Here is a 24,813-nt window from a genome sequence, read left to right on the forward strand (position 1 = left end):
CCCCACACCGGAGCTTCAAGCCGACAACCTTTATGTGGCACCGCGTAATGCCTTAGAGACCCAGCTTTGTGAGATTTGGCAACAGGTACTTGGCCTTGAGCAAGTGGGGATTGAGGATAACTTCTTCCAAATCGGCGGCGACTCAATTGTCAGTATTCAGCTGGTTTCACGCTTAAGAGAAGCTGGGTTAACGGTACAAGTTAAAGAGATATTTGCCGCCCCAACTCCCGCGCGGCTGGCAAAGCTTATCAGTGCGAATGGCGACAAGAAGGTTACGATAAAAACCGAACAAGGCCAGCTTGAAGGCGAGTTCGATCTGCTGCCTATCCAGCAGTGGTTCTTCGCAAATCAGTTTGCTAATCCCGCACACTTTGCCCAAACTTTTGCCACTGTAATGCCAAGCGCAATCAGTGATGAGAGATTAGTTGAGCTATTGTCCGAGCTTGCTGAGCAACATGATGTGCTACGTCTTGTTTTCAATCAAAAGACGGCGCATATTACCCAGCAGTACCAACAAAATAATACCATGGCACCTCTAGTTAAACTTGATGCAGACACACTTAGTGACGACGAGCTTGGCAAGCAATTAACCCGCTTGCAGTCACAGTTTGCGTTAAATTCAGGCCCTTTATGGCAGCCAATTCGTGTCAAACGCCAAAGCCAAGATATATTGGTACTGGCCTTCCACCACCTGATCATTGACTTTGTCTCTTGGCGGATCCTAATTGAGGACTTAAATAGCCTTTATCAAGGCAAAAAATTGGCGCAAAAAACCTCAAGCTATCGTCAATGGGTTGAGGCCTTAGCCCAATATGCACAGGTTCAAGCCGAACAAATCGATTACTGGCAAGAAGTACTTGATACTTGTCAAACACACTTAACAGCGAAGAGTACACCGAGAAACCAAGTGATTAAACTTGACTCTGCATTTACACAAACGTTGCTGTTTGACGCTAATCAAGGATATCACACAGAGCCTCGAGACCTTGTCGTCGCCGCGCTGTCCCTAACTCTCGCTCATATCACTGGTAGTAATGATCAGGTTATTGCGCTTGAAGGACATGGTCGTGAACACATCGCCGAAGATATAGATCATTCACGCACCGTAGGCTGGTTTACGTCATTATATCCACTAGCACTCCATGCGGGTTCTAGTCTCGAAAGCGCTATAGTCAATGCCAAAGAGCAGCTGCGTAAATTGCCAGACAATGGCGTTGGTTTTGGTCAATTCTATTTTTCTAAACAAGTGACGGGGACTTTACCAACCGTTGCATTCAACTATTTAGGCCAAATCGGTGGCACAAAAACGCAGCAACCCAGTGGTGACTTTTACTTGACCGAAGCCATTACAGGTCAACCAGTCGCAAGCGAAAATAATGGTCATTACGTTCTTGATATCAACGCGGCTATTATTCATGGTCAGCTTGTCTTAAATTGCACCACGGCATTGTCTGAAAGCGAATTTGCCCTATTCCAAAGTCAGTTCACTGCCAGTCTACAAGCGGTGCTGGACACGGCATTACATACCAAAGCGCTTGGCGCCAAACAAACGCCGAGCGACTATAACCTGACAGGCGTCAGCTTCGCCCACTTAGATACACTGCGCACACGTTACGACCTAGCCGCGGTTTATCCCGCAACAAACTTGCAGCAAGGTTTTATTTTCCACCAGCTTAATAGTCCAGAAGATACCGCCTATCGGGTGCAGTCACAGATGCAGTATTTCGATAAAGTTGACACTGCGCTTTACTGTCGTGCGTGGCAACTAACCTCACTGCAATATCCAGCGCTGCGCTGTGCTTTCGATGTTGAAGAAACCATGCTGCAACTTATCGTGGATCACACCTGTGTTGATGAAGATAACTTTAGCGTGATTGATATCAGTCAATATTCAAAAGCAGAACAACAAACACACATAGAAAAGCTTGCAAACCAAGTGCTAAATCAGCCATTTAATTTTGCAAGACCGGGGTTATTTACACTGCATTTGGTAAAACGCGGTGAAGCGCATTATCACCTAATAAAAACAGAGCATCACAGCATTTGTGATGGCTGGAGTGGCCCGTTAGTTATGCAGACCGTTCACCAGAACTATACGCAATTACTACAAGGTCAAGAACCTGTTTTACAGGTGGACAACGCCTATTTAGATGCCCATGCTTACCTAAGAGATAATCAGGCCGCCACCAAAGCATTTTGGCAATATCATGTCGCTGATTTATCACAAGCAAACGATCTTAACACCCTGTTTAGTCACTCAACAGATTTAGAAACGCTCCGTCATAATCATGACCCGCAGGCGCTGCTTTTTGCTCTACCAAGCGAGACATTAAGTAAGTTGCAGCAAGCGTGTCAGCAACATTCTGTCACGCTCAATGCTGCGGTACAATTTGCCTGGCATAAGCTTATCCAAATCTATACTCGCGACGAATTTACTTTAGTAGGTACAACTATCGCAGGTCGTGACTTACCAATTGACGGCATAGAGCAAAGTGTTGGAGCTTACATCAATACGCTACCGCTTTATCTTGATTGGCCTACAGATGCTACCATCGCGCAACAACTCGAGAAGATCCAAACTGCCATTTTGGACTTAAATAGCCATGCGAATGTATCACTCGCGTCACTGCAACAAGGTGGTAATCGGCTATTCCAAAGCCTAGTCGTTTTCGAAAACTACCCAAGCCTTGAAAATGAACAAACAGAGGCACAACAAGCTCGTTGGCAGTTTGACGCCGCACCAGAGCAAGTTGAATACCCACTTGCATTGATAGCAAAGGAGCAAGGAGAGCTGCAACTTGAGCTGATGTACGACGCCAGTTTGCTTTCGCCAGCACGTGCCGTACAACTGCAATCTCAACTGCTACTTATCCTTAAGCAAGTCGCTGACAATACTCACTTACCGCATCAACACATTGAAATTGCCAATACAGTGGAAAAGGCCCGTATTCTCAACGAGTGGAATGAAACCGAGCGCCAGTCATGTGGCTTCGAGAACTTCAACGACTTATTTAGTGAAAAAGTCGCCGTATTCCCGGATGCAACCGCTGTGGTCTGGCAAGATGAAGCACTAAGCTATCAAGCACTCAACCGCCAGGCTTGCCTGCTTGCCCAGCAATTATTGGTGATTAAGGCTGAGATTTACGGCAACGAGTATCAAGGTGATTTCCCAGTCTTATTGCTGCATGAAAAACAGTTGGATTCTATCGTTGCGATCCTCGCTATTCTTAAAGCAGGCGGTGGTTATGTTCCTGTATCACCGGAATTTCCTGACTCAAGGATTGAATATATTGCCAAGGACTGTGGTGCGAAAATCGTGGTCACCCAATCGGGATTAATGGATAGAGTTGAGAGTACAACACTTGCCTCACTGTCACGTGTACTTAGCGATGCACCAATGGAGGAAACAAGCTTAGACCAAGCGGTATCGGTGAGCCCGTCTGATTTGGCTTATATTATCTATACCTCTGGCACCACAGGTAATCCTAAAGGCGTAGAAATCAACCATGAGGCACTATTAAACTATGCCACGGACGACCATTTTATCGACCCCACACAACTGAACAAGGTACTTAGCTTATCGAGTATTAGCTTCGACGCGTTTATTTTTGACTGCTTTGTCACACTCAGTAACGGCGCAGCGCTACACCTGATAGATAAACAGACTCAACTTGATCCAGAACGACTGATTGAGTACTGCCAAGCACAGCAGATTGATACGTGCTTTGTAACCACTGCGCTATTTAATCGTTTAGCTAGCGAAGACTTCTTCTTACACGCCGGACTTAAACAGATTAATTTTGGTGGAGAGGCGGTCGACTTAGCTATGGTTGAGCGAGTAAAGCATCAAGCGCCAGAGCTGATGCTTTACCACGCCTATGGCCCAACAGAGACCACCGTTTATGCGACTTGCTGCTTACTCAACTCTGTAAATCACGGAGCACCTATTGGCCGCGCTATTGCCAATAAATCTGCTTACGTGTTGTCACCTGCTGGCAAAATACTTCCACCGGGCGTGGCAGGAGAACTTTATATTGGCGGCGCGGGTATGGCAAGACGCTATTTACACCGTTCAGATTTAACCGAACAAGCATTCTTAGTTAATCCGTTCGCATCGGATAGATACCTCGCAAGCGGTTGGAACAAAATGTATAAAACGGGAGATTTGGTTAAATGGCGTGAAGATGGCTTATTAGAGTATGTTGGTCGTAATGATTTTCAGGTGAAAATTCGTGGTTACCGCATCGAACTTGGCGAGATTGAAACTGCGATTAAGCAACAACCGCAAATTCATACTGCGTTTGTAAACGTGAATGAACAAGATGGGGTTAAACGTATCGTGGCCTATTTGGTCATGGCAAATACTGAGTCACTAGATGAGGCGAAGCTCAAGCAAACACTCTCTCACATGCTACCGAGTTATATGCTGCCAAGTGCATACGTCACATTAGACGCCCTACCGGTTACGGTTAATGGCAAGATTGATGCCCGAGCACTACCGCAGCCCGATTTTAGCCAAACTGAAACTCACCATGCTCCAAACACAGAACAGCAAAAGCATATCGCTAAAATCTGGTGTGCTGTATTGGGAATTAAGCAGATTAGCTTGGAAGATAACTTCTTCCATATTGGTGGTGATTCAATTATGAGCATTCAGCTTATGTCGGCTCTCAAACGTGCTGGCTATTCGCTGTCGACCAAAGACATATTTACATATCCAACCCTAGAAGCGCTTTGTGCATTTTTGGCAAATAATGAACAGGTAGAAATCGAGGCTGAACAAGGTGAGCTCAGCGGAGAAATCAAGTTATTACCTATCCAGCAATGGTTCCTCAACTCCCATTACCGTCATAAAGCGCATTTTAATCAGTCGGTCATGCTCGCACTTCCGCACAATACCGCGCTGGATACTTTGGAGCGTGCACTTACGCAGCTGCATCAACAACATGACATGTTGCGCGCTCAGTTTAGCAAAACCGAGACTTGGCAATCCCAATATCAAAGTGTTGCTGCTTGTCCAACACCAAAGCTTATCCATTTGGACACCTCGGGGCTTGATGAGCAGCAAACCGGTCTGGCGTTGAGTAAAATACACGCCCGTTTTGAACTCGGTTCAGGTGCTTTGTGGCAACCGGTTTTACTCAGCGATGATACGCCGCTAACTAGGCTTGTACTTATCGTTCATCACCTTGTTATTGATGGTGTTTCGTGGCGTGTTTTGGTCGAAGACTTAAGTCGCTTGCTGCAAGGCGACACCTTAAGCGACAAAACCAGCAGTTATCGCCAATGGTCAGACGTTGTGGCCCTGCATCCTTTTGAACAACAAATACCGTATTGGCAAAATGTGCTAAGCACACAACAAAACGTACCTTACGGTAAATCACAACAGCGTCTTACGCATCAATTTGATACTCAGCTTACTGAGCAATTGCTACGCCTTGCTCCTGCTGGGTTTAACACAGAAATCAATGATCTCTTAATGAGTGCGTTTACTCGGGCTTGGTGCAATACCTTTGCTACCAACTATTGCCACCTCACGTTAGAAGGCCATGGGCGAGAACATCTGAGTGACCATATTGATACCTCAAGAACACTAGGCTGGTTTACTAGCATGTTTCCGGTTGCCCTGAAAAATGACACGGATTTATCGACGCTGATTATTCAAAGCAAAGAAACGCTTCGTGCCATTCCAGATAAAGGGCTAGGCTTCAGCGAATTGGTCAGACGTGGGGAATTTTCCTTCAATCAGTTACCTAAAGTTAGCTTTAATTACTTGGGACAACTTGATAGCAACAATGATGCACAAGATCAGGGCATACGAATGCTAAATGCACACTCAGGCGATGCCAGCAGCAAGGATAATCAGGATGAAATGGCACTCATCGTTAATGCCGAAGTGCGTCAAATGAAACTGCAAGTGAGCATTGCAAGTCAGTTAGATGAGACGCAAACCGCCGCATTCATAGAGCAGTTCGATGCTGCCCTTCGAGCCGTCGTTTCACATTCGATTACAGCAGCAAATCCCCAAGGCATAAAAACCCTAAGCGATATTGAGATCGGCGTATTGGTGAATGAAGCCGATGCTCCTATTGAATGGTTTTTCTTCCCTCCGGGTGGCGGTGGTGCTGAGAGTTACTTGCAATCCATTGCTCCCAAGATTTCCGCGCCTTGTTATTGCTTCAATAATATCTATGCCGCACAGGAAAAACCAACGGACTCGCTCGCCTATGACTATTATCAGTTCCAAACATTGGCGTTGCAGTATGCTATTCATCTTAAAAAGCTAAAGCCTAGTGGTCCTTATCGGATTTTTGGTTGGAGTTTTGGCGCAACGCTGGCACTTGAGGTTGCCAAACTGCTGCAAAATGAGGGGGACACAGTCGAACACTTGGTGTTCGTCGACCCTTGTTTTGACTATGCCGCGATGCATGATGAAGTTTTTGCTCTACACCCAGAGTTCAGTCATCTTGATCCCGATAGAATTAATTATCACTACCAAAATGATCCGGCATTTTCTAGCACAGCAAAGGTGACGCTATTTAGTGCTGGTTGTGCGGTTGAAGTGGCTCAGTCGGATAGCCTAGAGTTGCAACTTTCCAGTCATATAATCAACCGATACCTTGATAAGAATCAAAATCTTATCGAAGAAGCAATGCAACCCAGTCAGGTTCAAGTGTTCACCATGAAAGGGTCGCACAACAGTTGGGTAAAAACACCGGAAGACTTAATAAAAATGTCAGAAATTATGAACACTCTTTAACAATTTATTCGTTAATATAATGTTAAATTGGATTTTCTAGAGTGAGGCATTAAAGGGAGCTCCCCTCTTCACTCTAGGATTAATTAATTGCCACATTTTCTCACAATATATGATTAAGGAATTACAAAATGGCTAAGGAAAATGTAGATGTACTTATTATCGGCGCTGGACCTGCTGGGACAATGACCGCTGCAAAGCTAATTCAAGCAGGATTAACCGTGAAGATCGTTGAACGTAGCCACTTTCCGCGCTATGTCATCGGTGAAAGTCTTCTACCACAAAGTATGCAGCATTTGGAAGATGCTGGATTTATGGATGCGTTAGTTGCACGCAATTACCAAAAGAAAATCGGTGCTAATTTTAAACAAGATGACTTCCAAGAGTTTTTCGATTTCTCTAAAAATTACACCGATGGCTGGACATGGACATGGCAAGTTCCAAGAGATGACTTTGACAATGTACTGGCTGAAGAAGTGCAAAAAATGGGTGCCCCTATCGAATTTGGCACTTCAGTAGTCGATGCCAACATGGATCTAGAAGAGCCTATCATTAAGGTAGTCAATGAGGCCGGTGATGTGCAGGAAATTCAAGCAAAATTCGTTGTTGACTCAAGCGGCTATGGCCGAGTACTCGCAAACCTGCTTGATTTAAATGAACCTTCATCAGCGCCAACTCGCGCAACTTTGTTTGCGCAATTTAAACCTGCTGATGGCATAGAGACTGGGGCTGAAAACAATAAAGTAACGATTCTGGTTCACGAAGAGGATGTATGGGTTTGGCTAATACCTTTCTCTGACGGTCGTGTTTCAGTCGGTTTTGTTGGTAACCCTGAGTATTTGGAAAGTGCCCAGGGCGATGCTAAAACACGCTTTTTAACCTACCTTGCTCGCGATCAACATGCATCAGCAATGTTGGAAGGAATGGCGCTGTGTATGGAGCCAAAGGAGATCAAAGGCTACTCAAAAGGTATTAAACAACTGTTCGGCAAAAACTTTGTACTAACCGGTAACGCCAGTGAATTTATTGACCCTGTATTTTCAGCCGGTGTTATGTTTGCGATTGAATCAGGCGCGCGCGCCGCTGATCTCATAGTCGCTCAGTTAAATGGCGAGGAAGCAGATTGGCAGCAAGATTATGAGGCGCATATGCTTAAAGGTATTGCTGTCATGCGCACCTACATTGAAGGCTGGTACGACGGACGTTTGCGCCGCCTATTTTTCTCAGACAACAAGCCTGAAAAAATTAAGAGCCAAATCACTTCTGTGCTTGCGGGCTATGTATGGGATGAGACTAACCCATTTGTAAACCGCAGCGAGAAAACCCTGAACCTGCTATCTGAACTCCATAACAACCCTGAAATGGCGTGATTTTAGCTTTTTAGACCGGCGTGGGAATAGTTTCTCACGCCACATAATATACTAACAAAGATGCGTTTCAGTAGTAGTGAAAGTAGTTGTGTGATGCCTATAGTTTCCCGAATTGATGATTAAGCAAAGTGGGAGAATTTTATTGTAGGCCGACCATAGATGTGGCACTTGGCGCTTTAAAGGACTTAGACAATGAAAACTAACTTTGTATACACTGCTGCACTTTCTGCGTTATTAACAGGCGCTGCACTTGCAACTCCCGCGCAGGCCGCTGAATATAAAACAATTCTAATTCATGGCTTTCAAGCGGACCAACTTAACCGCCCTAACAGTACCAATGTCGAGCTTGAGGGTGAAGAATATTGGTCATCTTTTTGGATAAACCACGCTGATGAACGTATTGATTGGCCTTCTTATGAACGCTTGCAAGGCAAAATCGCAACAGATTATATTTGGCCAAAGCTAAAAGCATTTGCAGAAAATGGCACTTGTAATCCTGGCTGTGTCTTTGTTACCCACTCAACGGGTGATTTGGTTGCGCGCTATATCTTAGATAATCAAGCAACTTGGCTTGAAAATGCGGACCTTCAACCACTTAATATCGTTGCTACTTTTGACCTTGCAGGTGCGGGTGGCGGAAGCGAACTCGCAGACACTGCTATCAACGCTGCGACTTCTGGTGGTGTAGTTGGTGAACTAACTCGCCAAGCTGTTGAGGCTTGGCTTGGTAGCATGCCTGAAGAGTTTGGTATCATGTGGGATTTAAAAGTAAATAACGCGCGACAAGTTGCTCAGTACCCAAGTGACAACGCACCTCGCCTACGTTTCGTCGCTGATGCAAGCGACTACTACGGCCTCACTTCAGGTTTCTTGCCAGGTAATGATGATGGTGTTGTGTCAACACACTCTTCTTGTGGTGCATCGACAAAAGGTGACTTTGGTAGTTGTAGTACAAGCGTTGCTATCAACGGTCAACTAGCCTCTCAAGATGATGCAGTAACTAGCTTTATGCCATACCACTACCCATTACTAATGAGCGCGGAATATAGCCACGGTAACCTGCCAGATGCTGGATACCAAGGCAAAGTAACAGCGGCTCGTACTCAGTTTAACGCGGGTTATAAAACAATTAGCTACAACACCTATGAAGAAACAACGGGTAGCTGGTTTTGGAAAAAAACTTACCGTTATGTTAGCGAGTCTAACTCACAAAGCTTTTCACAGTTAATACTAAACTCACTGTAACTTAACGGTTATTTTGCTAATTTCTATACCCAAGGGACTGCTCCATGCAGTTCCTTATATTAACCGAGTATTGCTATGAAAAAGTTTTTGTTGATTAGTGTCATTCTTATTGTGATCTGTATCACTGCAGGCTATTTTGCCTTGCAGCGCGAAGCTCAGCCCTCACCTGAGTTACCAGCACCACAAGTCACCACAGCTATTTTGACACCACCAACAACGCAACCCACTACACCTAAAACTACGATAGCACAAAAACAATCACTGGTTGAATCACTACCACTGGCACAAGCTGCGCAAACAGCTGCGGCACATTATGAGTATAGTATTTCTCTACCTCCTTATTCACAGCCCCTTGGCAAAGGTGATTTTGATAGGCTCAATCCAAATCATTTTTATGCCGTCGAAATGACAATTGAAGAAAACAACGAACAGGTGTCTTTGTCGCTGAATCAATATCGCTTTGTGCACCCCGCTACTATCGAGATAAGTTTATCTGGTAGTCAATTTTCTAATGCAACCGCAACGATACTCGACCCTACATCACAGCAAACCTTATCCACCACCCGCCTCAAAGAGTCTGATGGTATTTGGCTTGGTGCAGTCGATGGCGAGACAACATGGCCTCAAGAGCTGAATGTCGTCGTGCGTGCTAAGCCAAGCTCGGCTAAGGCTGTTGCATTAACGGCAAGTATCCGTTATTACCAACCCAGCGCCACACTGCTCGCCATTGCTACACCTTACCCCGAGCAAGCAGACTTGATAATTCCATTGCAGCTTGAAGTAAAGCAAAGTGGTACTTATCGTATCCGTGCAAACCTATTTACTCGCGATGGCACACCAATCAGTCATTTGGTTGAAAAACAAAAGTTAAGCGAAGGAAAACAAGTATTCAACTTAAAAGCACATCAGTCGGTGCTTGCTCCTTTTTCAGCTAAATCAGGCCCATCGCAATTCACGTTAAAGACATTTGTGATTGAGAGAATGTCGCCAATGCCCGGAGAGCTTGCGCAGTTTGGTGATAGCAAAATAACCGAATACCACATCACTGATTTCTACTTTGACGCACTGGAGAAGCGCCCATATCAGCCCTCGGCTGCCGAGCGTCAACGTCTGGGTTACTTGCAAAAAATGGCGGGTAAGTAAAGTAACTAACCTTTGCTTCGGATAATTAAACGGTGACCCTTTTTAGGTCACCGAGTTAGCTAAGCTATATCGCTTCAGCCGTCGTCTTAGGCTTCAGCTCAGCAATGCGATAAAACCCAAGCGCGGTGATAGATACTAAGGTCATGATGATAAACAGCATCATGCCGGAGTAAAAATCTAATATAAGTCCGCCTAAAATGGGTGCTAATGCATATCCTAATGAACACAAGCCAGCAGCACCAAAATAGCTAGCTTTCAGGTTATCTGGTGCCAACCTGTCAATATAGACATTGATGTTAGTAAACATAATTGCTTCGCTCAGACTCAACACCATCATGGCTGCAATCCATCCCCAGATATTTTGCACATCATTCAAGGCCATCATGACTTGTGAAATGATCAATATCACGCCACCCGCATAGAGTCTATTTTCAATACGCCAATTACGCATCAGATGTAGTAATGGAAATTGGCAAACGATGATCACACTAGAATTTGCGATGATTAAGCTAGAAATTAGCCAAGCCAGATCGGGGACCTCTGCACGCGTCAAATACTGCACTAGGCTAGAGTCACATTGTGCATAAACCAAATACACTAAAGTTGTAGCGATTAGCACAATTAAAAAGACTTTATCTTTTCGTAAGATCCCCAGCCATTTTGCGAACTTCGGTACCGACTGAGCGGCAGACTGCAAAGCGAAAGTCTGCGCTTCACTCAATTTAGGTCTAAAGTAAAGCAGCGCGAGCAACAAACCAATATACGAAATACCAGTATAGATAAAGCTAAACTGCTCACCATTAAGCCCCGCCCATAGCCCGTACAATGGTCCTAAAGCCGCCCCCACATTCACGAGAAAATAGAGTAAATGCAGTGCAAGCTCTCTGTCTTTTGCGTCGGCGAGTTCTTCAGTAAGTAATGCTTTACTAGGCGCATCCCAAAGCGTCCTAGGTAGACAAGCTAAAAACACTGAGGTTGCAAACAACCACAACGATTCAGCCACAGCCAACAGTGAAAAAGAAATCACACCAACAAACACTGCCGTGTAGAGCATTTTGGTGCGACCAAAGCGATCAGCGAGATTCCCCGTATAAAACCCCAAAAATACGGCGAAAGTCGCTGACACCGTCAGCAATAAACCGACCTCTGTTGCACTCAGTCCATAATTTTCGTAAAGAATAACAGCCAAAAAAGGCCATACCATGTAGTAACTAGCGCGAACGAAAAAGTTACCAACAAGCATTACCCAAACTAAAGGTGTAAAGCGCTTTAACCGCTCAATTGCAGAGCTATTCTCCATTGATGTTCCTTGATTATTATTGATTTACGCAGAACTCTAATTCCTAAACCTTAGTTTAGGTCAAGCGTTTAACTGCATTCTATTATCTTGGAAACTGGAACTCTATAAAGAAAAAATGACGTTATTTTAGCGTTATTTAGTAAGAAAAAATTTCATCCTTGAAATCACAAAGGGAGATAAAACTAAATCAATGACATTAAGCGTTAAAACCGCTTAACGTAGAACACATTTAAAAAATCAAGACCGGGGTTGTGGTCGCTCAAACCTGCATTAGAATAATGCAGATATCGGATCCCAACTTTAGTACTGGGGTTCAAATTAACACTAAGTCCAATGCGGTCTTCAAACTGATAGTGAACACCAATGTCTTTGCCCGCAAACCGAGTATCACTGACGTAGGTCATGCCAATCCCAAACTCAAAATTTACCGGCTTTCCAGCAAACTCGGTCAGTGGAACACTAAGCACTGGTGACAGTGCAATAGCAAACGTCGTGTCTGAGCGTTTTGGTTTGCCGTATTCCCAATAGTTGGTGCTCAACTCAAAATAAACATAGGCACCTTCGCCAAAACCATAATCCGCTAAACTATAATGCAAGGGACGATACCCAAGCCGCAGTCCTTTTACATCCCCCTCTCCCATCACATAATCAACTGCAACTTCACTAGCATGTGAGTAAGTAGACACAAACAACATAAGCAAGAATAAAACTAAGCGCATAACGACTCCTCTACAACAAGAGCAATTTTACGCCGTTATTTAATTCTTAAAAGACACCAAAAAACCATATAATAATTGCCAATAAAGCACCAATATGAAATTTTAATGGGTACATTAATTTAACCAAAACCAATAACAAATTATGAGTTATACTGTTAAAAACGATCTTGAGAATGTGGTATGCAGTATATAATTGGGAGCGTTATAGGGATATTTAGTGTATTTAGTGCCTTAGCCGCAGCACCGACAAAAGTAGATATCTATACCGAGCATTTTCCTCCGTACCAGATAGAGCAAAAGAACGGCACCATTACTGGGCTTGCCACTGATATCGTACGCCTCATTATGTGGGAAGCAGAGCTAAGCTATCAAATTTATATGTTGCCTTGGACTCGCGCAAAAGCCTTCTCCAAAAAATCCCCTTATTCATTGCTCTACTCGATCGCCAGAACGGAGCAACGTGAAGCAAACCATATCTGGATTGCGCCACTTTGTGAGCTAAAGGTCGCATTTTATAAGCGTGCTGATATCGCCGATCAGCAAGAGTGGGAAATATGGAAAATCAAACAACATGTTGTCGCTGTTGCGGCCGATCAACTCTCCGAAAACTATTTAAAAGCACAAGGCTTTATCGCCGATAAGAACATGCTATCAGTAACTAGTTTGAGTCGAGCAGGTGAGCTGCTTGAAAGAGGTAGAATTGACTTTATTTTTGGTGCCGAAAATTTTGTGGATAGAATGGCTGCTAGAATGGGTTTAGTGGAGCAATGGGACAAAGTGCTAGAAGTTCCAGAGTTAAGTAAAACCCTCTATTTAACCGCCAACCCCAGCGCCCCTCCAGAATATATAAATCGGCTACGCGCCGCCGCTGAACGAGTACAGATGCAACGCAAAAAGGTTGACGTCGGCTGCCCCATAGACGAGTAATTCATCGTTTGCTACTGAACTTTGTACGTCGCTGTGATAGCATCTCAAAAATTGTATACTTTATTCAAAATAAAAATGAAAGTACTCACAGGAATGGTATTACTCATGCTCTTTGTAGCATGCGAAACGTACGCGAGCCCAAAAATCATCAACGCGGTTTCACGCTTTGGTCACCCTCAGGTAATGAAGCCCGCAGACAAGTTTGGCCATAGTCCCTATTCACCACTTTTTGATAACGGCGCATGGCATGGTCACTTACTTCCTGATAGCGCTGCGGAATATGGTGGTTTCACGGGTAACGCGATTATCACCGAAGAGTATTTAACGTATTTATTTGAACGTATTGAGCGCCTACAAATTTTTTATGGTGAGACCAAATTGCAATTTGATGCAGCACTGTACAGCCTGCCCGGAGAGCTGGTGCAAACGCTTAGACATGAGCTCGCGACGGTGACGATCCGCTTACGCTTTGTTAGCGAGCGTGTTTCTCTTATTCAAACCACTATTCATACAAAGCAACGACTTACTTTAAAATTGGACGGCAAATTACTCCACCAGCTTAATGATCAACAAACACTGGACCAACAATACCCTAAGCTCGCACCAACTATGGTTGCCAGCGAAAGTGGGATCAGTACCACTTTTGGTCGTGTTCGCGATCCGTGGGCGCTTCTGACCTCTGGTAGCAACGAGTACTCAATCACCCGCACAATCCCTTTCAAAAATGTGGTAGAAAACAACCGTTATTATAGCGAGACGCAAACTTCTGGTGATCTGCAGTTTTATACCGCAATAAGCTATGTCCACAATCAACAAGAGCGCATAAAAACAACAAAGGCCGTTGCCAAAATTCTCTCATCCCCAGTTCCGTATTGGCAACGCTCTAAAGCTCGCTGGACGGGCTATTTAGCACGCTATCAAACCTTACCACGAGATAAACAAACATTGGCGATAAAAGCCGTTGAAACCCTCATTGGTAACTGGCGATCTCCTGCAGGGGCAATCGCGTTTGATACCATATCGCCTTCGGTCACTGCTCGCTGGTTTTCCGGAAATTTAACTTGGCCTTGGGACAGCTGGAAACAAGCATCAGCACTGAGACTATTTGCACCAGATTTAGCCAAGGCCAACATTGATACCGTATTTTCCTATCAAATAGCAGCGAACGATCCTGTTAGACCCCAAGATAAAGGCTTATTACCCGATTTAATTGGTTATAACCTGCCACCTGAACGCGGTGGCGATGGCGGTAATTGGAGCGAACGAAATTCAAAACCCTCGCTAGCCGCTTGGGCGGTGTTGAATACCTACCATGCCAGCAAAGACAAAGCTTGGCTTGCACAAATTTACCCTAAACTTGTCGTCTATCGTGATTGGTGGCTGCGCAACCGTGATCACAACCAAAATGGTATTCCTGAATTTGGTGCAACCATAGATAAACACCATAATAATCAAGCGGGTGAGTTGTTATTTTATCTACATGAAGGAAAGCAAAAGCATGCCCGCTTTGGGCTAAAAGCCTATCGCGATGCGCAAACACAAGGTAAACAGATAAGTATTCCCGCGCAGACCGCAGCGTCATGGGAATCTGGAAGAGACGATGCTGCTAACTTTGGTTTTATCTCACCACAGCAGCTTGAGATCTATGTGAAACAAGGTGGCGATGTTAAAGACTGGCAAGTCGAATTTGCTAGCAATAAGGACGCCCAAGGCCACCTGCTAGGCTACTCTTTGATGCAAGAATCGGTTGACGGGGCCAGTTATTTTTATTCTGACACCAAAAACTTGAGTACCATCGCCAATATCTTGGCTAAGCCACAGGAAGCCAAAGCCTTTTCAGCACAAGCAAAGCAAATCGCCGATTATATAAACCGCTGCATGTTCGACGATAACAGCGGATACTACTACGACATTCGCATTGCCCCATCTCCGCTTGCAAATGGCTGTGCAGGGAAACCAATCATTGAGCGTGGTCGCGGCCCGGAGGGCTGGGCTCCGCTCTTTAATCAGGTAGCAACAGCGTATCATGCTAAACGCGTCTCTGAGGTAATGCTCAGCCCCAGTGAATTTAACACCTATATTCCTCTGGGCTCTGCATCCCAGACCAACCCTGCATTTGGCGCAAACATCTATTGGCGTGGTCGTGTCTGGCTTGATCAATTGTATTTTGGCTTGATGGGACTACGCTATTATGGTTATGAAACTGAAGCGAACACTTTGCTTCAGCGATTTATGCAAAATGCGGATGGTCTGCTGCAAAACGCACCTATTCGCGAAAACTACAATCCACTCACCGGCGAGCAACAAGGTGCACCGAACTTTTCATGGAGCGCGGCCCATATTTTGCTCATGATAGAAGCATTTGAGATGGACAAGCCCAAAGCGCCAATTAAAGAAGAAAAGCCAGTTTCACAGCAAATCACCACAAATTAGCCGAAAATTTGCTAGCAATCCAGTGATGATCCGTCTAAATTTTTAAATGATACAAAAACAAAATTAGACGGATCGCAATGAGTTGGTTTTACCGTATTTACCACTTTGCCCTAAAGTGCATTGTTATTTTTATCGGGATCCCGAACCCCAAATTACATCAGGGAAAAACGGGGTTGTTAGACGCCATTAAAGCGCTGGGGTTAAAAAGTGGAGATAACGTCTTAGTCGTGACCGATCAAGTGCTGCTCAAACTCAACTTGCATCAGGTTGTGGAAAACACACTACGTGAGTCAGAGTTAGTCACGCATTATTACGCAGATGTTTTACCCAACCCAACCATAACAAACGTCGAAGATGGTCTAAAGGTCTACCAACAGCATCAATGTAAAGCAATTATCGCACTTGGTGGCGGCTCGGTACTCGACACGGGCAAGTTGATCGGTGCTCGGGCTGTCAAGCCGAACAAACCAGTCACTAAACTCAAAGGGTTGTTTAAAGTCTTAAAACGCCTACCGCCGAATATCGCGATCCCAACAACAGCAGGAACCGGCTCGGAAACCACCGTTGCCGCCGTCGTTAACGATCCTACTAATCACGCCAAATATGCCGCGACTGATTTTTGTTTAGTGCCACACCATGCCGTGTTATTACCAGAATTAACCACAAGTATGCCCGCACATATCACCGCGACTACAGCAATTGATGCACTAACCCACGCCATTGAGGCTCTACTGAGCATTAACTGTCTTAAGTTTAGCCGCGAACGTGCTCTTGAAGCCTGTAGAGCCATCTTTGAATATCTACCCAAAGCGCAACAAGACCCACAAAACTTAGAAGCAAGAACACAGCTACTACTCGCTTCCCATTACGCAGGACAAGCGTTTACCAGAACCTCTGTCGGCTACGTGCATGCAATTTCACACCAATTGAGCGCTCAATATGGTACGCCGCACGGGCTTGCCAATGCGGTGTTACTCATGCCCGTGCTAACCTGGTATGGCGAGCGCATTAATCAGCAACTCGCGCTCATCGCCAGATACTGTGGATTAACCTCGTTAGACTATCCCATCGAGCGCCAAGCAGATGATCTTTTAGAGCACATTGAGCGCTTACTGCTTGATTTACATATCCAAACCACGCTCGCCGAAGTACTTCCTGATGATGCTGCACTACTCGCAGAGCTGGCGCTAAAAGAAGCACATCCGGATTATCCGGTGCCCCATTTTATGGATCCCAGTGCCTGCCAGCGCATTATAAAAGGTATCGCTCCTACGCCTTAATAAGCACTCCGCTTAGTGTTTGGAACCAAAGCAATTTAAAATAAAGCTAAGTTTTTTCATAACCTTACAATAAAACATTAAGTAAAAGCACTAAAGACATAAAACCTATTAACGAACAGTTTAAAACCAATAAACGCAAATAAAAACGATTCTCAATAACAAAAATTAATGCTAGTATGCGCGACTTTTGAAAAGCAAACTGGTGTATTTTGGAACGTTATTACTCAGAAGTATTAAGTTATATCGCTCGTTCAGTGGGGTGCAAAGATAAGGCTCAAAATATAGTCCAAGAGGCGTATACCCGAATACTAAGTTATAAAAACAGCAATCCAAAGCAGGATAGCACGCAAGAGCGCGCACTATTTTTTAAAGCCGCGAAAAACATTGTGATTGATCAGTATCGCAAAAATCAAACCGTTGCTGAGCCCGACGACTTCGAATTAGTCGCGCCAAGTTATTATGAGCCCGAGGCTAAGCTCGCAAGTCAACAACAACTGGCATTACTTAATCGAAGTATCGACTCCTTACCCCTAAAAACCAAGCAAGCATTTGTGCTCTATAAATTTAAAAACTTAAGCCAGCCACAAATAGCAGAGCAAATGGGAATATCTGTCAGCATGGTCGAAAAACACTTGGCAACTGCCATGCTCGCTTGCCGTAACGCATTACAAAAACAATAAGAGAATCGCAATGGACCGTCATAATGTATCAATACAACAGCAAGTAAACCACTGGCTGGAACTCGAAAGGCAAGGACTCAATAAAGCGCAGCAGCAAGCGCTCAATCGTTGGCTTGGTGAAAGCCGTGCGCACCAAACAGCCTATCAAGAAAGTAAACAGGTTGAGCGACTGTTATCGCAATTTTCAGAGCAAGACATTGCACAATTAGAGAACCCAGTTACACACTCTAAGCTTAAATCAAAGACAACTCAGCGGTACTTCGCCATTGCTGCATGCTTTGCACTTTTTGCGTTGAGTTTCGTTGGTTATCAAACGTGGTTCTTTCAAGTAAACAAAGACACCTTTCACGCCAGCTATCAGTCACCTCGAGGCGAATTACGCACTATCTCACTGCCCGATAACTCTCTACTGACCTTAGATGCCAAAACGTCCCTCGCTATTGATTTTGATGGCAATCGGCGCCGGAATAAGCTACTCAGTGGACGCGTATTGTTTGACGTTGCCAGTGACAAAAGCCGACCATTTGTGATCAGTGCCGGCAGTACAAAGATTACCGTATTAGGCACCCGCTTTTCAGTCGATAAAAAAGCCGATAGCGTTCGCATTGTGGTGGCTCATGGCCGTGTAAACGTGCAAAGCCAACATCAGCAAATAACGCTGACAAAAGGTCAAATGGCGGTTGTGGGCAGTGACGGCATTGTTAAGACTGAGTTTGACCAAAACCTCAATCTCGTCGATGCGTTTAAGCAAGGGCGACTCGTGTTCGACAATGCACCACTCAACGAAGTATTTGAGGAATTTAAACGACATCATGCGATAAGTTACACCTTAAGCACGCAATCAACTGAGCAATTGGTTATTTCGGGTACTTTTTTGGCATCAGAGCTCGAAAGCTTTTTAAACTTACTTCCACATGTTCTCCCTGTAGAAATTAAAGAATCTAATAATCATATAGTTATAGTTAATTCTCGATGACAAGATAAAAATATTCAAATTTTTATTGAGGAGTTCTCATTCTCATTCGTTTTCATCTTAGGTAATTTATTTGGACGCATCACAATGAGAACTCGCTCTGTTTTAAACACAAGACTCACTCCCTTAGCATTTGCACTCGGGCTTAGCCTGAGCCTGCCTGCAACCGCGCAGAGTCAAGTTGCTATATATCAATTTAATCTCGCGCAGCAACCTATTAGCCATACCTTAACGCAGGTAGCTGAGGCTGCGAGTATGAATCTAATTGCCGATGCTAAACTCTTAAATGGCCTGCAAGCCCCAGCACTTAAAGGAGAGGTAAGTTTAACCGAGGCGCTAGAGCGTACATTGAAAGGCAGCCCACTAACGGCGAGTATTATTGACAATAACATCGTTATTAAAGCGGCGATTAGCGAGTTAACGTCAGCAAAAGACCAACCCAACAACACTCAGGCTAAGCACGACCAAACACCAGATCCACAAGATAATATTGAAGTTATCACGGTCAAAGGCGATAAACTCAATCTTAATCGTGAACAGATTGCTCGAACCAAGGGTTTATCTAACTCGGATATCTTCTCAACGTTTTCTGGTGTAGAGGCAAACAATATTCGAAACGAAGCAGGCGCACTTGATATTGGTATCCGCGGCGTGCAAGGCGAAGGCCGAGTGCCGATTTTCATCGACGGAAGTTTGCAATCAACGCACACAAACCGCGGCTATATGGGTTCGTCTGACAGAACCTATATCGACTCAAACTTGATAAGCTCGGTTAATGTCGAAAAAGGCGCATCGGCCAAAGCATCACCTTTTGGCTCAGGTGCAATCGGCGGAACAGTCAATATCCGTACCTTAGGCACGCAAGATATTCTCAAAGATGGTCAGAATCTTGGCGCTTTAGTTAAGGTAAATACACACAACAATAATAGAACACCTGAAGTACCTGAAAGCTTTGGCCTGCAAAGTTATTACGAAATCAGCAACCACAATGACACGCTCGACTTTGCAGGCGGCGGGTTTACGCTAGCAACCGCTTATCAACAGGATAACTTACAAGCAGTACTCGCTTATAGTAAGAAAAAGGTTGGTAACTACTTTGCTGGTAAAAATAGCTTTGACGACTTTGTTGAAACCGTGGAGTACGTGCGTTGGGTGCCTTCAACTGATCATGAGGGGCAATATGACGAAGTAACAGTAGTCGACCAGATCCCACCTCCAGTTAACCAAAATGGCGAAGTCGTCAATACAAGCTTTGAAAGCGACTCATATCTTGCCAAACTAACTTATGCGTTTACGGACGAACAATCGTTAGAGGTGAATACACGTTACCATAAGCAAGAAGCGGGAGAAATGCTGGCCACCTACTGGTATAAACAAAGAGCCGGTGACACCAAGTTTTGGAAGGTGATAGATGAAAATGGCCAAGAACAATGGATGTCCGAAGAAATTCCAGAAGGCGTAGAAACCATGCCGCAGTGGGCTCCAGGCTCTGCTCTGGTAAACAGTGCCAGTGCGTTATACCGTTTTTTACCAAGTAATAACTCATTAGTCGATCTTAGTGTTAACGTTTGGCGTACCAGTGCGAGGTTACAGCAATATAATGCGCTTGGCAGTAACCTAGGAGCAAATGCGGGGCAATATTTTCACCGTTATAATAATAAGCGTCATGGGATAAGTGCATTCAATACCTCTGCATTATCTCTGGCTAGTACACCAATTACTTTGACGTATGGCCTATCCTGGCAGGTTGAAAAATTAAGCCCTCATAAAAACTGGAAAGACAATTTTAATCGAGACTGGTACCCTGCTGACTTCAATTTAAAAGCGACTTCGCGACACGGTAAGCAAACAAAGCGAGCGTTATTTACCAATGCCAATATCGATCTTGCCCCGATAGAGCTTGCACTGAACGTAAACCTTCATGACTCGGTAAACGAGGACTATCAAACAGGCGAAAAGCTTACATTTGATGCCAAAGCGGATGTGACTGTACAAGCAAATTATCAACTACTTGATAGTACAGTCATTAAAGCCAAATATAGCAACGCATATCGAATGCCAAACCTGTACGAAACAACGGTTTCTAATGAGGTATTTTCTTACTCAAGTGACTACCCGATCACCCCTGAAAAAACGAAATCGTATGATATTGGCTTTGAGAGTGACTTTAGCAACTTACTCAGCCACGGGGATAAGCTAATTATCTCGGCGGAGTACTTCTACACCAATATTGAAAGTATGTTAGCAACAGGCTTCTTGCCTAAACCCGATGCACCTTCATGGGATCAAAAGTTCACTTTTACCAACTATGATCAGTTTGAACTGCCTGGCACGGAGTTTGGCCTTCATTACCAAAGCGACTTATTTTACAGCAGGTTATCTTACACAAAGTACACCGACGTCAAAATGTGCTCACGCTTAATGGCTGAGGCTGCAGGTGTTGATACTTGTAATACGACCGGCTTTGCGGGGAGTTTAACACCACTTCGTGTGCCTCCTGAAAAAAGCTATATCGCAACGCTTGGTATGACACTCTTTAACGACACAATTGATACGGGTTTTACCTACAAAAAACACTCTGAGAAACATCACCCAGGCGGCTTTTTGGCAGGGACTGGAGTAACTGCGCTTGAGTATATTCCAGCAGGCTATCAGCTCGACTTTTACCTTGATTATATCTTTAGCAACAGCATCAAAGGCAACCTAGCGATCACCAACTTGACCGATCAGTATAAAGTTTCAAGTGGCTCGATCGTTGCGATGCCAGAACCTGGCCAAACCATTTCGATTGGCTTAGAACTCAAACTTTAATCAACACTTAGGCGCTGTACTTTTGCTTAAAGACAGCGCTATATTTTTACATCACCTTGGAGCATCAATGACTACCGTTACCTCTGCACTTTCTCGAGCGCAAAACTTAAAACATGCAACTGCAGATACCCACGACAATGTAGACAAATCCATTATGGCGCAAGACCCATTCGCCAATACACAAAGCTATCTCGATTTCTTAAGACTACAGTTTTATTTTTTAAAAGATGTGAGCGCTCTTTATGAACACCCAGAGTTGTCGGCGCTTATTCCTGATTTGGCCGCGCGCCGCCGCTTAGGTTTGCTTGAACAAGACTTTATCGACCTTGGAACCACCATCCCTACTCCCTACTTAATGCCAGAAGTAACCAATCATACCGACGTCGCCAAAGCGCTCGGCTGGCTGTATGTGGTTGAGGGCTCAAAGGTAGGTGCGGCCATGTTGGGTAAACAAGTTGGGGTCAAACTCAATTTTGATGCGCAGCACGGCGCTCGATATTTAGCAGGCCCAGGAGCTGGTCGCGGCAGCGCTTGGCGAGAGCTTGTGCAAATCATAGACGCTATTGAATTGAGCGAACAGCAAGAACAGGCGCTAATTGAAGGTGCTCGTCAGGCATTCACCCGTTTCCAAGCATTTCAGGCACACGTTTATTCATGATGTTTAAAGCCGCCTTAGCCAACTATAAAAAAATAGCCCTACTGCTATGCGGATACCTATTTGTAGCCCTCGGTGTTATTGGTATTGTTTTGCCCGTCATGCCAACCACTGTGTTTTTTATTCTGGCTTTGGCGTGCTTTTCAAAAGCTTCTCCTAAGCTTGCCTTGTGGCTGCTAAATCACCCAAGGTTTGGCACTTCATTAACGCAATGGAAACAATATAAGGTTATTCCGCTTAAGGCCAAAATTATGGCAACAGTGGGCATGGCTGCAAGTTATGCTTTACTTATTTTGCTCTCACCAGCGGCTTGGTTGGCCTGTGTAGTTGGCAGTATAAAGATTGCAGTGATGTCTTATATTTATTCCAGACCATCAAAGCGTGTGTAATGCCAATTTACATTTTTACAATTTAAAACGCTCAACCAATGTTGCAAGACGATGCGAGAAGCTACTGAGCGACTCACTTCCTTTCGCCAAGCTTTGCATCGCCTGAGCGTTGTCGTTTGCGGTACTTTGTGCATCTAGCATCACTTGCTCAATTTGCTGACAATCCGTCGCTTGATGATCTGCCGCTTGGCTCACTTCTTCACTTAATTGCGTAACCTGTAAAATAGCGTTGGCAATTTCATCCATGGCACTGGCAAGTGCCTCACTTTGTTTAACACATGAGGCTACATCACGCTGGCCGGAATTAATGGCCTCAGAGGCGGTATGTGTATCCTGTCTCAGTGCTGCGATCATTTGGTTAATCTCATTAGTCGACTCCTGCGTCCTAGACGCAAGCGTTCTAACCTCATCGGCAACCACCGCAAACCCTCTTCCCTGCTCACCAGCTCGAGCCGCCTCAATTGCTGCGTTTAACGCCAACAGATTGGTTTGCTCTGCGATAGAAACAATGGTATCCAAGATACTACCAATGTTCTCGCTATGTGTGGTCAGCTTGGTCATGCTCTCTACCGCTTCACTCATGCGCGTGCTGAGCGATAGAATATGTTGTTTGTTGTCTTGCGTGTATTTACTGACCTCGGTTTTATGCTGGTTAGCGGTATGGATACTCGCGAGACTATCTGACGAGCGCTCGGAAACCGCCAAAGCACTGGCTGAAATGCTTTGCGCTAAGCGATTGGCATTATCCATGCGGCGCATTTGCTCGGTCGCATTATTGGCTATTTGTTTGCTTTCGCTTAATGATGATTCCGATAGTCCTTCTAACTCATGAACTTGGTTATTGATTGACTCTAGCAAAGCACGAAGATTGTCTTTAACCTGATTAATATTATCAATTAACTGACCAAATTCATCATCACTGCGCTTACTCATTTGCTTCGAAAAGTCTCCAGCAGCAAGGTATTTGAGCATTTTATTCACCGCAGCCAACGGCCCAAGCATTGCTCGGCTAGTTGAAACCGAGATAAACGCACCTAAAGCAATAAAGACAATCACCAATAAAATGGCGGTATTTTGCGCTCGCTCGATAAGGGTTTCAGCATTATTTTGAGAACGATTAAACGCCGCATTAGCGCTTTGCTGCATTTTCTCAAGCTCGGTTAAAATGGCAAACGCATGTTGCTCTGACTGCTTATATAACATTGCAGCTTGCTGCTGCTGACGCAGTTTCTCTTGTACCGCAACATAAAGATGACCTGGCTCACCGAGCTTTTCTCTGAGCTTAGTCATACCCTCACTAAACTGATTTAACAAATCATCTGCATCCATACCATAGGCTTGGCGCTTCAAAAACGTTAAGTTGTTTTCAATATTATCTAACAAAAACAGCATGTCTTGCTGATGCTGATCAACTTGCTCTAGCGTTAACCCGCTGATCCGCTGACTGTTGTTTTCCAAGGTAAACAACATGTCGTCAATACGAACGCCGGTCCCAACCATTTCTTCCAACTGCCGTGTTTTGTCTGTCTCGATTAACTCAAGATCCAGCATGGCATTGCTGGCCTGTTCTTTATCCTGTTTAAGTGCTTGATATTGAGATTGGATCCGTTGCTGCGCCTGTACAACGTCTGCCTTAGCCTGCAACATTTGTTCTGCGGCACGACTGAGCTGCTCACCCAGCGCCAGAGTTTGCTTTAATGGTGTGACAAATTCAGGCATGGCTTGCGTCAATGACGTTAAGTGCTGCTGGCGCTCAACATACAGTTGCTGCTGTGAGGTAAATTGCTGTCGAGCCCGATTAATATCTTGCTCGTTTTCGAGGGTATAAGCTTGGGAAATCAATTTGCTGAGCTTAAGCTGCTCAAGTTGCAAGGCGTCAGCACTGCGCTGAATAGGTAAAGTGACTTGCCCCATATTTTGATTAGCTGACTTTATTTGCGCCAATGCTAGATAGGCAAGCACGCACGCAAGTAACAGCAGCACGCCTAATGCACTAAAGCCTAAAGTAATTTTTTGTTTTATTGTTAGTTTACTTAGCATAATGTCATTGCTCTATTTTGAGTAAACAAACTATGTTACAAACGAGATAAAAAACCAAGTATATACTCTAAAAATTACCAACATACCTTTT

At 44.6% G+C, this 24,813-nt stretch carries 15 protein-coding genes; 12 read left to right on the forward strand and 3 right to left on the reverse strand.

The features are described 5' to 3' along the window. Window positions 1-34: 34 nt before the first annotated feature. The 4 genes from EXT48_RS11600 (at window position 35) to EXT48_RS11615 (ending at window position 10,515) form a co-directional block, all read left to right on the forward strand. Window positions 35-6,760 carry a non-ribosomal peptide synthetase gene (locus EXT48_RS11600; RefSeq protein ID WP_205992072.1) on the forward strand — a complete coding sequence of 2,242 codons (6,726 nt, stop codon included), beginning with the start codon at window positions 35-37 and terminating at the stop codon, window positions 6,758-6,760. 128 nt (window positions 6,761-6,888) lie between these two features. Continuing rightward, window positions 6,889-8,127: an NAD(P)/FAD-dependent oxidoreductase gene (locus EXT48_RS11605; RefSeq protein WP_045988380.1), complete on the forward strand. Its 1,239-nt coding sequence runs from the start codon at window positions 6,889-6,891 to the stop codon at window positions 8,125-8,127. A 192-nt stretch (window positions 8,128-8,319) separates the two neighbouring features. Further along, window positions 8,320-9,372 (forward strand): hypothetical protein, encoded by a 1,053-nt coding sequence (locus tag EXT48_RS11610; RefSeq protein WP_130164535.1) that lies wholly within the window; start codon window positions 8,320-8,322, stop codon window positions 9,370-9,372. Window positions 9,373-9,447: 75 nt separating this feature from the next. Beyond that, the gene (locus EXT48_RS11615) at window positions 9,448-10,515 is read left to right on the forward strand and encodes a hypothetical protein (protein WP_130164536.1); all 1,068 of its coding nucleotides are present in this window, start codon (window positions 9,448-9,450) and stop codon (window positions 10,513-10,515) included. 64 nt (window positions 10,516-10,579) lie between these two features. On the opposite strand, the gene EXT48_RS11620 is transcribed toward EXT48_RS11615, so the two are convergent. Together EXT48_RS11620 and EXT48_RS11625 are read right to left on the reverse strand one after the other, a co-directional pair. Continuing rightward, the gene (locus EXT48_RS11620) at window positions 10,580-11,815 is read right to left on the reverse strand and encodes an MFS transporter (protein ID WP_069022654.1); all 1,236 of its coding nucleotides are present in this window, start codon (window positions 11,813-11,815) and stop codon (window positions 10,580-10,582) included. A gap of 203 nt (window positions 11,816-12,018) precedes the next feature. After that, entirely contained in the window at window positions 12,019-12,534 is a 516-nt protein-coding gene (locus tag EXT48_RS11625) for an acyloxyacyl hydrolase (protein ID WP_045961557.1), read from the reverse strand. Between the two features lie 180 nt (window positions 12,535-12,714). Between EXT48_RS11625 and EXT48_RS11630 the strand changes: the two genes are divergently transcribed. The 8 genes from EXT48_RS11630 (at window position 12,715) to EXT48_RS11665 (ending at window position 22,682) form a co-directional block, all read left to right on the forward strand. Beyond that, window positions 12,715-13,461: an ABC transporter substrate-binding protein gene (locus EXT48_RS11630; RefSeq protein ID WP_039491180.1), complete on the forward strand. Its 747-nt coding sequence runs from the start codon at window positions 12,715-12,717 to the stop codon at window positions 13,459-13,461. A gap of 105 nt (window positions 13,462-13,566) precedes the next feature. Further along, the gene (gene ygjK / locus EXT48_RS11635) at window positions 13,567-15,894 is read left to right on the forward strand and encodes an alpha-glucosidase (protein WP_240703379.1); all 2,328 of its coding nucleotides are present in this window, start codon (window positions 13,567-13,569) and stop codon (window positions 15,892-15,894) included. A 77-nt stretch (window positions 15,895-15,971) separates the two neighbouring features. Then, window positions 15,972-17,174: an iron-containing alcohol dehydrogenase gene (locus EXT48_RS11640; protein WP_039491176.1), complete on the forward strand. Its 1,203-nt coding sequence runs from the start codon at window positions 15,972-15,974 to the stop codon at window positions 17,172-17,174. A 209-nt stretch (window positions 17,175-17,383) separates the two neighbouring features. After that, the gene (locus EXT48_RS11645) at window positions 17,384-17,854 is read left to right on the forward strand and encodes a sigma-70 family RNA polymerase sigma factor (RefSeq protein ID WP_130164537.1); all 471 of its coding nucleotides are present in this window, start codon (window positions 17,384-17,386) and stop codon (window positions 17,852-17,854) included. A gap of 10 nt (window positions 17,855-17,864) precedes the next feature. Next, window positions 17,865-18,830 carry a FecR domain-containing protein gene (locus EXT48_RS11650; protein WP_130164538.1) on the forward strand — a complete coding sequence of 322 codons (966 nt, stop codon included), beginning with the start codon at window positions 17,865-17,867 and terminating at the stop codon, window positions 18,828-18,830. Window positions 18,831-18,914: 84 nt separating this feature from the next. Next, window positions 18,915-21,638 carry a TonB-dependent receptor gene (locus EXT48_RS11655; RefSeq protein WP_130164539.1) on the forward strand — a complete coding sequence of 908 codons (2,724 nt, stop codon included), beginning with the start codon at window positions 18,915-18,917 and terminating at the stop codon, window positions 21,636-21,638. Window positions 21,639-21,705: 67 nt separating this feature from the next. Next, window positions 21,706-22,296, forward strand: a complete 591-nt coding sequence (locus EXT48_RS11660) for a biliverdin-producing heme oxygenase (protein ID WP_130164540.1) — start codon at window positions 21,706-21,708, stop codon at window positions 22,294-22,296. Continuing rightward, the gene (locus EXT48_RS11665) at window positions 22,293-22,682 is read left to right on the forward strand and encodes a YbaN family protein (protein WP_130164541.1); all 390 of its coding nucleotides are present in this window, start codon (window positions 22,293-22,295) and stop codon (window positions 22,680-22,682) included. Before EXT48_RS11660 ends, EXT48_RS11665 begins: the two co-directional genes overlap by 4 nt. A gap of 15 nt (window positions 22,683-22,697) precedes the next feature. On the opposite strand, the gene EXT48_RS11670 is transcribed toward EXT48_RS11665, so the two are convergent. Beyond that, on the reverse strand, window positions 22,698-24,722 hold the full coding sequence (locus EXT48_RS11670; protein ID WP_130164542.1) for a methyl-accepting chemotaxis protein: 2,025 nt from the start codon (window positions 24,720-24,722) through the stop codon (window positions 22,698-22,700). Window positions 24,723-24,813 lie beyond the last annotated feature (91 nt).

Source organism: Pseudoalteromonas sp. CO348, assembly GCF_004208845.1.
Lineage (GTDB): Bacteria > Pseudomonadota > Gammaproteobacteria > Enterobacterales > Alteromonadaceae > Pseudoalteromonas > Pseudoalteromonas maricaloris.